This is a genomic window from Streptomyces sp. NPDC049627 (assembly GCF_044465645.1).
In the GTDB taxonomy this organism is placed as follows: Bacteria; Actinomycetota; Actinomycetes; order Streptomycetales; family Streptomycetaceae; genus Streptomyces.
Genome location: NZ_JBITLW010000015.1, coordinates 226788 through 239990 on the forward strand (window position 1 = coordinate 226788; position 13203 = coordinate 239990).

General features: G+C 68.2%; 13 protein-coding genes. 7 read left to right on the top strand and 6 right to left on the bottom strand.

Features of this window, described 5'->3' with window-relative positions:
- Positions 1-829: 829 nt before the first annotated feature.
- Positions 830-1264 (bottom strand): hypothetical protein, encoded by a 435-nt coding sequence (locus ACIBU0_RS35675; RefSeq protein WP_398827012.1) that lies wholly within the window; start codon positions 1262-1264, stop codon positions 830-832.
- 436 nt (positions 1265-1700) lie between these two features.
- On the opposite strand from ACIBU0_RS35675, the gene ACIBU0_RS35680 reads away from it, so the two are divergent.
- The 7 genes from ACIBU0_RS35680 (at position 1701) to ACIBU0_RS35710 (ending at position 6713) form a co-directional block, all read left to right on the top strand.
- Complete coding sequence (locus ACIBU0_RS35680) at positions 1701-2759, top strand: DUF6215 domain-containing protein (protein ID WP_398827014.1); 1059 nt, start codon at positions 1701-1703, stop codon at positions 2757-2759.
- A gap of 870 nt (positions 2760-3629) precedes the next feature.
- Positions 3630-3791: a hypothetical protein gene (locus tag ACIBU0_RS35685; protein ID WP_398827016.1), complete on the top strand. Its 162-nt coding sequence runs from the start codon at positions 3630-3632 to the stop codon at positions 3789-3791.
- A gap of 186 nt (positions 3792-3977) precedes the next feature.
- Positions 3978-4469, top strand: a complete 492-nt coding sequence (locus tag ACIBU0_RS35690; protein WP_398827017.1) for a DUF2975 domain-containing protein — start codon at positions 3978-3980, stop codon at positions 4467-4469.
- A complete protein-coding gene (locus ACIBU0_RS35695; protein WP_398827019.1) occupies positions 4469-4690 on the top strand; it encodes a helix-turn-helix domain-containing protein in 222 nt (73 codons plus the stop codon). The genes ACIBU0_RS35690 and ACIBU0_RS35695 overlap by 1 nt, the downstream gene beginning before the upstream one ends.
- A 289-nt stretch (positions 4691-4979) precedes the next feature.
- Positions 4980-5414, top strand: coding sequence for a hypothetical protein (locus ACIBU0_RS35700; RefSeq protein WP_398827021.1), 435 nt, complete (start codon positions 4980-4982; stop codon positions 5412-5414).
- 228 nt (positions 5415-5642) lie between these two features.
- On the top strand, positions 5643-5801 hold the full coding sequence (locus ACIBU0_RS35705) for a hypothetical protein (RefSeq protein WP_398827023.1): 159 nt from the start codon (positions 5643-5645) through the stop codon (positions 5799-5801).
- Positions 5802-5990: 189 nt separating this feature from the next.
- Entirely contained in the window at positions 5991-6713 is a 723-nt protein-coding gene (locus ACIBU0_RS35710; protein WP_398827025.1) for a dienelactone hydrolase family protein, read from the top strand.
- 153 nt (positions 6714-6866) lie between these two features.
- Here the strand turns inward: ACIBU0_RS35710 and ACIBU0_RS35715 are convergent, their stop codons facing one another.
- The 5 genes from ACIBU0_RS35715 to ACIBU0_RS35735 all read right to left on the bottom strand — a co-directional run bounded on the left by ACIBU0_RS35715 (position 6867) and on the right by ACIBU0_RS35735 (position 13016).
- Entirely contained in the window at positions 6867-7580 is a 714-nt protein-coding gene (locus ACIBU0_RS35715) for a hypothetical protein (RefSeq protein WP_398827027.1), read from the bottom strand.
- A gap of 503 nt (positions 7581-8083) precedes the next feature.
- Positions 8084-9775 carry a dolichyl-phosphate-mannose--protein mannosyltransferase gene (locus ACIBU0_RS35720; protein WP_398827120.1) on the bottom strand — a complete coding sequence of 564 codons (1692 nt, stop codon included), beginning with the start codon at positions 9773-9775 and terminating at the stop codon, positions 8084-8086.
- A 692-nt stretch (positions 9776-10467) separates the two neighbouring features.
- On the bottom strand, positions 10468-10974 hold the full coding sequence (locus tag ACIBU0_RS35725) for a SigE family RNA polymerase sigma factor (protein ID WP_398827029.1): 507 nt from the start codon (positions 10972-10974) through the stop codon (positions 10468-10470).
- 341 nt (positions 10975-11315) lie between these two features.
- Positions 11316-11453: a hypothetical protein gene (locus ACIBU0_RS35730; RefSeq protein WP_398827031.1), complete on the bottom strand. Its 138-nt coding sequence runs from the start codon at positions 11451-11453 to the stop codon at positions 11316-11318.
- Positions 11454-11675: 222 nt separating this feature from the next.
- The gene (locus tag ACIBU0_RS35735) at positions 11676-13016 is read right to left on the bottom strand and encodes a hypothetical protein (protein ID WP_398827033.1); all 1341 of its coding nucleotides are present in this window, start codon (positions 13014-13016) and stop codon (positions 11676-11678) included.
- Positions 13017-13203 lie beyond the last annotated feature (187 nt).

The following is a 13203-nucleotide window of genomic DNA, read 5'->3' on the forward strand; positions in this document are numbered from 1 at the left end:
CCAGGGCCTCGGCCTTCCCCCGCTTCCCATGTTCCACCTACCCTTCCCGGCCCGCACCTCGGCCTGTCGGCGGCGTCGCGTACCGGTTCGCCTCCGCAGGCCAACGCCCCTGCCGCACATTCGACTTGGTGCCTGGGCGGAGACGGGCGATGCCTTGCCGTGGGCCCGCTCGCGCCGGCGACTCGGGGCCGGCCCGGGCTCCTGCGTCCACGCCGTGTTGAATGAAAGAGCAACATTTGACGCTTGCACTTAAGGTGTGTCGTCGCCCCTGTCCCGAGTCGGCGCCTTCCCCGTACGAGGGTGACGATGGAGGTGGGCCCTCGGCTCGGACCGGATGCGGACGGCACACCGAGGGGTTTTGCGGGTGTGCGGCAGGCTGCCTGAGCCGCGGGTAGGACGTGCGCGGCGCCGCCTGAACCACCCCGACCGACCCAACGCGGCGACGGCTGTTCAGGCTCGACCAGGAGCGCGGCGGCGACGGCACGTCCCGCAACACCGACAGCGGCGACCACATCACCGAGATCAGCACGCCGGTCTGACCTGCTACCAGGTCCTCGACGTCCTCCAGAGCCCGCTGATGTGCTGGACCGGCACCTGCGCCACCTCCCGCCGCCCCTGCCCAGAAGGAGAACCAGAACCTAACGAAGCACTACTAGGGCGGCGTTCAGCTGCCCCACTGAGGCGACTCCAACGGGGCCCCAGTTCGGGGATGGTTCGTGAAGAGCAGGCGTTGTGAGATGGCTCCGCAGGGCGGTGCGGCTCGGGACCGCTGGGTGGGTCTGCGAACGGGAAGGTTCGCCGGCTGGTCGAGGATGTCAGATCGCGGGGCTCACCGAGGTTTCCACCTTGTCACCGGGGCTGCCGGGCGGGGCGGGTGCGGCAGGTGCGTGCCGCCCCGGGTGAGCAGCAGTGCGAGCACGGCGATCAGGGAGCAGCCGGTCATTCCGGCGAAGAGCGGCACGGCGGTGTCCTCGCCGCCCAGGCCGACGAGGGGAGAGGCGACGCCGCCCAGGATGCTCTGCAGGGTTCCGAGTAGGGCCGATCCGGTTCCGGCAGCCTGCGGGACCCGCAAGATGGCGAGCGCCGTGGCGGTGCCGAAGACCTGGCCGATGCCGAGAAAGGCGATCCCGATGAGCCCGAGGGCGAGGACTCGGCGCCAGATGCCGGTGGACGCCGCACTTTTTCGATAACGCCCGGATCGACAGCTGCTGCTGTCAGCTGTCCCGCGGATCCGGCCGAACAGCTCCTGTTTGGACAAGGACATCCGCAGCGCCCACCCTTCGCGGACCATATCCACCGTCCCATCGCAAGGCCCAAGGGGGGCCAATTCGCCTCGCCACCACCCCTCAGTGACCCCGAACGCCCCTCAAACTGCGGCTAGTTGGATTGGTCTGACGGCCGGCAACAAGCGGCGGGTCACGGGCATGCACGCGGTGTCCGAGCCCAGGCCAGTGGAGTGGACCAGAACACAAAGGCGGCTTCCGCTCAGCCCTGCACGGCGGAGCCGACGACGCCTGGACGAATCATTGCTGGAAGAACGCGAAGACATCAGCGCGGGCGGGACGGGGAGGACGCCGAAGGCGAGGACATGGCCGCAAAGCGCCTGCACGCGCTGCCGTCCCGTCAGCGATCTCGGGATCGTCGGCGGAACTGTGGCTTCCACCATGGCGAATGTGATCTTCTCCTGGTGAGATCACCGGATGCTCGGTTTCCTCCTGCGTCTCTTGCCGTTCTGGGTCCGTGAGCCCCTGCTCATTGCGGTCGGGTCCGTTCTCGGCGTACGCATCATGTATCTCGCCGTCCGTGATCACGATCGGGTCGCGGCCGGTCTCGGCGTGGTGTTCCTAGTGTTCACCGCAATACGCGTCTACGCGGTGGTCCGGGCCCTGCGCGCACGCCGGAATCCGAGTCCGACAACCTCTGCAGACGGGACGGCGATCGATGCTGCCGCCCAGGCGCAGGGCCAGGCGCAGGCGCAGGCCCAGGGTCAGGGCCAAGCCCAGGCCCAGGCTCACCCTCAGCCCGGATCTGGACCGCGTCCTCGCCCAGGCATTCCGGAGAAGGAGCCCAACGCATGGGGCCAGGCCGTCGCGGCCGTGGCGGTGGTCGGGGCACTCGCGGCCGCGCTGTGGGTGGCCCCACGAGTGTTGCCGTCCGACGAAAGCACTCCCCAGCCTCCCTCGTGTTCGGACGGGGAGCACGAGGAACTGCCGAAGGTCTACAAGCAGACGCCCCAGCCTGTGACTGGTGAAGAGCTGTGCAAGGCGCTCAACCGGTCAGACCTGGCCACGCTCCTTGGAACACCTGGAGAGACCGCGACCACTGCTTCCGGCACCAGCAACACCGCCCCTCTGACTGATGGGAAGGTTGCCCAACCGGAGGCCGAGGTCGCGTTCGACACGTACACCGTGAATGTCTCGGCCACTTACAACGAGCTGTCGACTCACCAGTACGTGAATTTGATGAAGTTCGGGGATGAGAAGAACGTCAAGACGCTTACGGTTCTCGGTCGGCCCGCCGTCTTCTCCTCGGATCACACGATGAAGTTCGAGATCGATCTCGGAAGCGGCGGATCCGGCGGACCGGTCGAAGAAGGTCCGCTGGCCAGGACGCTGTCGGTGGCCCTGGATCGTAAGGACCGGGGCGGCTACTGCGAAATTACCGTGTGGAGCACGTCCGGAGCCCTCCCGGACGACAGCGTTCTCCTCGACATCGCAGACAAGGTTCTTCCGAGGATCCCCGAACGGCCCGTCCGATGAGCCGCCGAGAACATCTCGGAGAAGAGATTGTCGAGTGACTCGTTTGCCGGGCTGCCGGTGCCCGGCACGGAAGGCGCGACCGCCTGACGTGGTCCTGGCCCGAGCCGGTGCTCACGGTCGCCGTGGGTAGCCCGCGCTGCCCGCCGGGTGGGCAGCGCGGCCGAATGGACGGACGCTCGAACGCCGGCTCTCCGGGCGCGCGCTGCCGCTTCCCGACTGTGGTGCGGGTCTCGGTTCGGGTTGTCGCTGCCTCTGTCGCCCCACAACGCGTGCGCGGTTCGGAGCGGACACGGCGTTTCTCGCACGCCACTCAACTCCTGGGCCAGTGTGCTGGTGGATGGGGCGGGCTGGAAGCGTCATGCGGATTCGACGCCCCAGGCGTGGGCGAGGGCTGCGGCTTAATCTCGGGTGCTGACGCCCCGCTTTGCGCGCGCCAGGTGGCCCTGAACCTCCACTTCCTGGGATCCCAGCGAGGTCAGCGGGTCGTTGCGCGCCGCGTGGAAGGCTCCAGCGGGACCGTGACCGTCGTACCTCAGCGGGGGACCGTTTCCACCTCCCGTCGTCCCGCTGGCCCGGCTCCGGGGGTGTCGTCGCGAACGTTCGCCCGCCGTTCGGCCTCTGCGGTCTGCCAGCGGATGTGGATAGGGCTCACGGGGACGTAAGCGGCCACCTACTCGTCCAGTACGACCACGTCACCCTCATCGCCGCCCGGGCCTTCCTCACTCTGTGACGGCTCGACCCAAAAGCTCTCACTGGCTTCAGGTGTGCAGCATGTGCAGGATCCCGCACAGCACGGGAGGTGAAGCTGGTTCAAGTCGACACGTGGAGGGGCCGCATAGACCCGGGCGGCTTCGCCCACGGTACGCCGACATGAACGAGCTGCCCCAGCGCGTGCTCGGCGACTCGCTCGGTGAGCGCCACGAACGGTGGTCGCGGACGCAGAAGTCGTATCTCCTGGTCAGCCGCCGCCCGGCGACGGGCGACCGGAGGCCACCGATCACGGAGGCGCACCTGCACCGGCTTCTCCAGTGACCCGGTGGCGTGCGTACACGCACCCAGCTGCGCGTCGCCCGAGTCCTCGACGAGCCCCGCGTCGGCCTGGCGGCCGATTTGCGTTCAAGCGGGTCGACTTCAACAAGATCAAGGTTTCATCCCAGTCCTTGCTCTTCCTATCGAGATTCGATAGATTTCCATCGTGGCTCGATGGAGGGATGGGGTATGGGAAAGCTGGCAGTGCGTGCGCTGCGCGCCGTGCTCGTGGTGGTGCTCGCCGGCACCGTGTTCGTACAGGCATTGATGGTGTGGGCGTTGGTCAGCGGGAGCGATCCGGAGGACGGGTCGCTCCCGCTGACACCGCTGCGCGTGATCACGATCCTGGGCATCGGGACCGCCCAGGTCGCCCTGGTCTGCGTATGGCGACTGGTAACGATGGTGCGACGCGGAACCGTCTTCTCCCATGCCGCCTTCCGGTACGTGGACGTCATGATCGGCGCGATCGTGGCAGCTGCCCTCGTGTGGTTCTCGGTCACGGCCCTGAACGCGCCCGGCCAGCGGGACGACCCGGGCGTCACCGTCATCATGGGCGGGATCGGCCTGGCCATCCTGGGGGTTGCGCTCATCGTGCTCGTGCTGCGGACGCTGCTCGCCCAGGCCGTCGCCCGCGACGTCGAAGCGGCGCGGATGCAGGCTGAGCTGGACGAGGTGATCTGATGCCGATCGCCGTCGACATCGACGTGATGCTGGCCAGGCGGAAGATGTCCGTGGGCGAGCTCGCGGACCGCGTAGGGATCACGCCCGCCAACCTGGCGGTGCTCAAGAACGGCCGCGCCAAGGCGGTGCGCTTCACGACGCTCGCCGCGCTCTGCGAGGTTCTCAAGTGCCAACCGGGCGACCTGCTGCGCTGGGAGGCCGACGACACCGCGGGCGAATGAGCCCTGGCTGCCGACACGTCATCGCCGGTCCCGCCTGCCTTTGACCAACTCCGCGAGCAGCCCTGGGCCGCGCCCGAGGAGATCCCGGGCCCTGCTGGAGCGACTGGCGAGGTACCCAACCCTCGCGATCCACGCGGCGTACGGCACGCGCTGGTCGTCAGGTTCGCGCTGACCGCGGGCGCGGCTCTGGCCGGAGCGACCTCCTTGCCGGCGGTGGATGAATGGATCATCGACGCCTCCGGCCGCCCCTCCTGCAGCGCCTCGGCGTACGGCCCGACCGCTTTTTCCGATGCCGTGTCTGCCGGCGGAGGCGACAGCGCGGCGGCTGCTGGGCCGCATCGACGGCGACACGTTGGACCGGGCGGTGGGCCGCCGGCGGGCCGGCCGGCGAGTTGGGGCCGACGGTCAGCTGCACGCAGTGGCGGTCGACGGCAAGACCTTGCGCGGAGCGGCCAGGGCCATGGATCGCAAGATCCATCTCCTCGCCGCCTGCGACCACCTCAGCGGCCTGATCCTGGCCCAACTCGACGTAGGACGAGAGGAGCGACGAGATCACCTGCTTTCAGCCTCTGCAGGAGCCCCAGGGCCCCTTGCTGATCGAGGTCTGTCCGGACAGCCGAGGGCCCGGCAGACCCAGGCAGGGGGGTCGCTGATCCACTCGGTGATCGCGGTGATCGCTGTGAGCGACCGGGCGCTGGCCAGCACACTCCCGCGGCTGCGGTGACCAGGGCGGACAGCTGGTAACGGCGCCCGCGAACACCTCTCGGCCGAGGCGCGCACTACATCGTGATCGCGAAAGGGAAGCAGAAGAAGCTCGACAAGCAGCTCAAGTCTCTTCCCTGGGAACAGATCCCGCTGCAGGGCCGCACCCGCGACACCGACCGCGGCCGCGCCGGGACACAGCCTGTTCTTTCCCAGCGCCCGCCAGGCCGACCAGCTCAAGCGCCACCGAGTGGACCGCAAGACCGGCAAGGTCAGCGTCAAGATCGTCTACGCGGTCACCAGCCTCACAGCGGAACAGCCCATACCCGCCGAACTGGCCCGGCTGATGCACAGCCACTGGAAGATCGAAGCCGCTCCGTGGCCTCCGTGGCTCCGCGGCATCGGATGACGGAGCCTCCGAAAAACCCGTTGGGCAGACCGGCGACCCCTGTTAGCCTCCCGGAGGCCGTGCGAGAGAACGAGGAGGTGGTACCCGTGAACGCAGTATCGACATGGGTGCTCTCCTCCGAGGCCACGGTCGGACGATAGGCAGGTCGTCCGGGAGCGCCGTTCAAGAGCCCTCCCGAAAGGCACGACTGTGCAATTCACTTCCGAGCAGCACCTCGACGACGGCGTCCTCGAGCGCGAATTCACCCTCGGCGAGATCCCCGGCACCCTGTGGACGCCTGGATCCGCACCGGCTCCGCTCGTCTTGATGGCCCACAACAACGGCCTGCCCAAGGCGGAACCCCGGCTGGTGGCCCGGGCCATGTACACCGCGGCGCGCGGATACGCGGTGGCCACCATTGATGCCGCCGGGTGCGGTGACCGTCCCCGTTCCGCCGCCGACGAGCGGGCCCGCGCCGACCTGCGGCGGGCGATGCAGGCCGGCGAGCCGGTCGACGAAATCTTGGAGTCCTTCATCGGCCCTCTGGTCGAGAACGCCGCCCCGGAGTGGCAGACCACTCTGGACGCCCTCCTTGAACTGCCCGAGATCGTCGGCCCGGTCGGGTACTCCGGGGGGTGGACCGCCCTCGGAATTCGGCTGGCGGTGGTCGAGCCGCGCATCGTGGCCGCAGGTTTCTTCGCCGGGGGGTACGTGCCCCGTGCCCAGCGCGACGAGGCCCGACAGGTCACCATTCCGCTGCTGTTCCTGCTGCAGTGGGACGACGCAGGGAACCCCCGGCAACGGGCCCTGGACCTGTTTGACGCCTTCGGTAGCAAGGAGAAAACACTGCATGCCAACCTGGGAGGGCACACCGGCACCCCGTGGTTCGAACTGGAGGACGGATGCCGGTTCTTGGACCGGCACCTGAAGTGAGACTGGGCCCTCTGGCGGGCAGCGGACGGTAGCGGTGTCGGCCAGGACGCCGCTCATCGAGGAGAGGCCCCGGCCCTCCTCGATGAGCGGCGGTCAGCCACAAGCGCATTGTTGGGACTTCCTGGATTCGGCTCTGTCCGCAGTTCCGTAGGCTCAGTCTGCGGTGGTCATGAGGCCGGTGCGCTGAGCGTAACTCTCCAAGGGCTCCCCTGAGGCCCACCAGGACCTGTAGTAGTCCCTGAAGGAATTGACGGCTTCAGCCGTCTCCAGGCTGTGCCCGCTCATGAATGATCCGTCCGCGGTTAACAGCAGCAGAACCGCAGTGTCATCGATGATCGCCATATTGACCGCGTCGACGCCACTGTCGGTGGTCACCACGCGGGCGTGATAGTTGGCAAGGCCGTGCACTTCTTCATAGTGCTCTCGTAGCCACAGGCGCATGGCACTCTTGCCGGGCTCTTGAGCCGGGACACCGATGATGCGGTGGAACGACGCGCCGGGGTTACGCCGGGTCCAGTCGGCCGCAGTCCTGAAGTACTGCTGCGCGGCCGGGGATTGGAAGCTAGGCGGCGGCGTGTTGCGCACGTAGCTTGTATATATATGACGCTCGGCCGTGCGTACGAGACGTGCGAACGACAAGAAGAACTCGTCACTGGTGTGGTAGTGCGTGGAAGCCGTAGGTGCCTGACGATCACGGATCTCAATAGCGATCGATAGCAGGACGTAGAGGACTGCATAGATGAGCGGTATCTGCCACTTCACGTCCCATGCGAACAGGTTTGAGACGATCGACCCGCCAATCACGAACAAGAGAGCGAGTAGCAGTAACTTCTGCTCAACGGATTGCAGATTGACTACCTGTCGCATCCTTCACCCCCGTTGCACCTGTGCACCGCGCCTGCAATCAGGCGGGTGACGTGCGCTTCGTCTCTACCCCTCAAGCTGGGTGAGGATGCGGGTCCGTAGGAGTTCGAACGAGGCTCGGCCAGACGTAGGTCTCTTGAGCGTTTTCACCCCATTTACGTGTCCTTCAGCGACCCCGGGACTCCATGGCAGGGTGAGTCCGGCGGTGACGGCGTCGAGGTCCTGGCGGAGGATGCCGGCGAAGCCCTGCATGGATTTCGGTGCGCCCTGTTAGGCCTGTCGGATCCACTCCAGCAGGAGGTATCCGCCAGGAGGTATCCGTGCGCTGGCAGCGGACCAGGTCGGCGAAGGCGCGGGCGAGGTCGCAGGCCGGGGTGATGTCCGGGCAGGCGAGCCGGACTGAAGGAGGCGCTCGTTCTGGCTGTCGGTGACCAGTAGTTGGCGGTTCCACGGCTTCCAGCGGTTTCGTACCGGCGGCAACAGCACCACGACCGTGAGGGCGGAACTCAGATCCAGGTGTCGAGCCACATGCGGTTGTGCCAGCTGGGATATGGAATCGTCAGACCGGAGTAGACCGGGAAGAAGTAGATGAAGTTCCAGGCGATGAGGAGGACAAGCGTGCCCGCCGCCACGGCACCCCGTGTGCGGCGTTTGTCACTCACGCCCGGCGGACCCAGCAGGGCGCCCAGTATCATCACCACGGCAAGGCACAGGTACGGCACGAAGACGACGGCGTAGAAGGAGAAGATCGTCCGGTCCTGGTACAGGAACCAGGGGAGATAGCCTGCACCCACTGCGCACAGGACGGCGCCCGCGCGCCAGTCGCGGCGCAGCGCCCAGCGATAGAGCAGATAGACAAGGGCGCAGCACGCCGACCACCACAGCAGCGGCGTGCCCAGGGCGAGGATCGCCTGTGAACAGTCGGACGCTGTGTGACAGCCGTCCTTCCCAGCCTTCGGTGACTCGTAGGAGAACAGCACGGGACGGCCGAGGATCAGCCAACTCCAAGGGTTGGATTCGTACTTGTGCGGGGTGTGCAGTCCCACGTTGAACTGGTAGACCCCGTATTCGTAATGCCACAGACTGCGCAGCGGGGCCGGAATCCACGACCAGGTGCCGCCGCGGCCGTCCGCCCAGTGCCGCCCGTACCCGTTGTCGGACAGGAACCAGCCGGTCCACGTCACCAGATAGGTCACTACCGCGACCGGGACGAGGGACACCACCGACCGGCCGAAATCCTTGTGGAGCACAGCACGGTAGGGGTGGCGTGCCCCCGCGACGCGGCGGGCGCCGACGTCCCACAGCAGGGTCAGGATCATGAAGAAGGCCAGGAAATACAGGCCGTTCCATTTGGTCGAGGCCGCCAGGCCCAGGAAGATGCCGGCCGCGAGCCGCCATGGACGCGCTCCCGTCCCGGCATGGTCTCCGGTCTCCTGGTCGGTGCGTGCGTGTCCGTCGTCGCCCGCGGGTAAGGCTGCCGCGAGCCGGGCCCGCGCGCTGTCCCGGTCGATCAGCAGACATCCGAAGGCTGCCAGAACGAAGAACATGACGACGAGGTCGAGCAGAGCGGTGCGGCTCATCACGTAGTGCAAGCCGTCCAGCGCCATCAGCGCGCCGGCCAGGCAGCCCAGTGCCGTCGAACGGAACAGGCGGCGACCTGTCCGGCACAGCATCAGCACCGACAGCGTGCCCAGAACCGCCGTCATGAAGCGCCAGCCGAACGGGTTGAGACCGAACATCCACTCGCCGAGGGCGATCACCCACTTGCCCGTCGGCGGGTGCGCGACGAACGCCCCGGTGTCGGAGAGCGGGACCACCTGGGGGTCGGCCAGGATCTGCGGGTCGGCGATCTTGCGGTCCGGCCAGGTGCCCTCGTAGCCGAGCCGCAGCATGGCCCAGGCGTCCTTGGCGTAGTACGTCTCGTCGAAGACGATGTCGTGCGGCCGGCCCAGGCGCCAGAAACGCGGCAGCCCGGCGAGGAGTGCCACCAGCAGCGGCCCGCCCCACTCCGACCAGCGCGCCAGTCGGCCCGCCGCTACTGGGGAGAGTCCGAGCTTGCGCCACAGCCGTGTTCCGCGTTCGGGAAACGGCACCACCAGGCGGTCGCGTACGGACGTGCGCGGCCGCTCCACGTACCCGAACAGGCGCAGCCGCTGCTCCCACGTGGTCGGCCGGCGATGTGCTGCGTTTTGCGGCACGTCGACGCACCGGGACGCGTTCTCACGGATCACGTGGTCAGCTTTCGACTCGTGGAGAGCGGGACAAGCGGGGTCAGCCGCGCTGCGGTTGGTGGTGGTCACGCCGCGGCCGGTGGTGGTCAGGCCGCGGTCGTTGGTGGTCACGCCGGCTCGGGCAGCCCGTATTCATCGGGACTGCCTGGAGCCGGCCAAGGCGCTACCTGGTGGTCGAGGGCCGGGTCGGCATCGGGACCGGCTCCGGGGTGGAGTGGCGGTACGGCATCGGCACCGGCTTGGCGGTTGACGTGCACGTCGGCATCGGCACCTCCTTGGCAGTGGAGCCGGGTGGGGCTGTGGAGGGCATCGGCCCCGGCCTGGTGGTTGACGTGCACGTCGGCATCGGCGCCCCCTTCGCGGTGGAGGCGGGTCGGGCCGTTGACGGCTCCGGGACCGACTCGGCAGAGGTGACGGGGCGGTGCTGCGGGCCATTAGTCCCGCCCTGAGCGAAAGAGGCCGGCAGGACCATCAGCCCGACTCCAAGTACGGCAACGGTCAGCACGGATCCGGTGGCCATCCAGGCCGTCCTGGCCCGCCGCCGGGCGCGAACGCCGGCTTGCAGTCGGTCCCGGTGCCGGTCCTCATAGGGCGTGTCCTCCTGGCTGTCACGCATCATCCGTGCCAGCTCCTGCTCGAAGTGATCCATGACTCCTTCTTCACTCCACCGGCTCGACTGCCTCAGCCAGAAGCTGCCGCAACCGTGCGATCCCGCGCGCCGTGAGTGAACGCGCGGTACCCACCGGACACCCCAGCACCTCGGCGACCTGCAGCTCGGGCAGGTCCTGGTAGTAGCGCAACACCACCGCAGCCCGCTGCCGCGCCGGCAGCAACGCCAGCATGGCTTCCAGCCGGGTCCGTTCGTCCACGGCGGCGGTCTCATCGCCCACCTTGGGCGGGTCGGGCAACTGGTCCACCGGGTGCTCGCCCCACCAGCGACGCCGCGCCGAACGAGCCGCCGCACGGGCCAGGACCTTGCGCACATACGCCTCGGGCGCCTGCTCGGCCACCTTCGGCCAGGCAAACCACAGCTTGACAAGCGCCTCCTGCAGCAGATCCTCGGCCCGATACCGGTCTCCGCCGGTGAGCAGCCGTGCCAGGTGAAGCAACGCCGACCACCGAGATGCCACGAACCGGTCGAACGCATCGGCCCGCAACTGCCCCATCAGCGCCGCCCCTTACCCCCGCACGCCCCTACACCTTCAATAAGGCACTGGCCCCTGGCCTGCTATGCACTCCAAGCATGTGGTCTGGCTCACATGCAGCCGTCTGGACGGCGCCCGCGTCGATCTGCAATGGGCGAGCATGGTGCCGACCAGACATCGCCGCGTACGAGTGGTTCCGTCTCGCCATGGCTCTGTCTCGCCATGGTCAGGAGTGCCTCGGAAGGGTGATGGTGGCGATGGCCAGGCCCGGGGCCAGGCCGAGGCCGCCGTTGCCGCAGGTACGGCACCGCTGGGGGCCGTGTTCGGGCGGGAAACCGGGGCCGTGGTCGCGGGCCACTCAGTTAGAGGCCGTCGGCCTCCACCACCACCGGCTGCGCGCCGTGCCGCTGCGTGCTGGTGACCAGGTTGGTGCGGAGGTGAGGATACGTATCGAGGCGGCGCGGGTCTGTCTCCCGCACGGTGTCGTGGACGACCTCCACGACCACCGCTGCCTGCGGCCGGTCGGCCCGCGCGCCGCGACCACAAGCCGGGCGAGCGTGGCGAGTTCCACCTTTCTCGGCTCGGCACGCTCGCCCCCGTTGTCGATCCGCGCCACCTCGCGAACGTCCTGCATCAGCCTCCCCACCCGCCGCAGGGAGTCATGGGGGGCAGGCGCGCGTCCAACGACCGTGCTCGAGTACGTTTCCGCGGCGGGCTCGGCGTCACCCATCGCGTCGCCGTGATCGTCCGAGCCAGGAACGCCGGGTTCGGCGTCGATCAGGCGTGGGGGCATCTGGAGCGGACAGACGCAGAGATATGCGGTGGCGTGCGATCAGGCCGGCCGCGATCAGCAGCAGGAACGGCAACCAGGCGATCGCGTATGCGACACCGTAGTGCTGGACGTCCAGGATCGACCTGCTCGGGTCCACGTCGCTGCTGTTGACGCCGAAGAACGCGAGCAGCAGCGCGGGCGGGAGCGCGATGAGCGACCCGACGGCGATCGCCGCGGTCAGCATCCGGTCGCGGCGCTCGGCGTACTGCTGGGAAGCTGTCTCCAGGTCGACGCGGCGCGTCGCTAGCACGGCGTCCACCCGCTCGACGATGCGGGACGTGTTGGCCAGCGCATCCTCCAGAGACGAGACCCCGCGCAGCGACGAGTGGAAGCTTTCGACCAGCAGCTCCGGGATGAGGATCGTGTCGGCGTACGCCTCGACGCTGAAGCTCAGGTCGAGCTGGAGATCGCTGAGCCGGCGTGAGAGCCGTGCGACCAGGGTGTGGGCGTCGTCCGCCGTCTCGACCACGGTGGCCCGGTCGAGCTCCAGCGCCTCGAACGCCTGCCGTCGGATGCGGTGCACGGCCCCGACCACGTTGAGGAGGCCGACCGCGGCCAACCCGAAGGCGTTCTCCACCGGCGGCGCGTAGCCGACGATCAATGACACGCCCCTGCCGTGCGCGACCATGGTCTGGCCGGGGTTGTTCAGCGTCTCAGGCCGACGTATGCCCAGCGTGGCGCCGGTGCTGCCGTCCAGAGTGCCGCGGAGCACGATCGTCACCACGTCCGGGCCGATAGTGTCGCCGGCCACGTGCTCGGCGAGCAGCCTTCGCGCGAGCGCTGCTCCGGGGAAGACACTCTGGTGGACGTTCCGGCCGAACTCGAGCGGCGGTCGGTCGGTGGGCCGGTCCATGACGCCGTACGCGCGCAGGCGCCCGTCGAGCCACTCGGTCAGCGGCACCCCACCGACGCGTGTTGCGGCCCGGTTCTGCCAGGTGGCGTAGAGAGTCTCGGCGATCGCGTCCGAGCCGTCCGCGCCGTCCGCCATCTCGACGTCCACGAAGAGCAACGGGTCCCAGCGAGGCGTGACGGCCAGGGTGATTGCCGCCCCGTCGACCTGGGCCGCGCCCGGCGGCAGCGTGATCTCGGGGACACGCTCGTGCAGCACCAGTCGGGGCAGCAGCATCCCGGCGGCCTCGACGTGAGCGGCGAACCGGCCGAGGTCAAGCGCCTCGGTCAGCGGGCGGAGCATGTCATCGGGCACCCGCACCTGCTGTGTGAGGTTGTACATCAGCAATAGGCGTGTACGACCCCTGACCGCCGTGTCGGATCGTGGCACAACGTCTCCTTCGGCTGACAGTCGCGTGGGTCAGCAGCCTAGTGCTCGATTCCTCTTTGGAGAGGTAGGTGACTCCTCACTCAACTCCGCTACCCTGAGCGGCAGTTCGGCCGCCTGCTCCTGGGCCGCAGCCTCACGT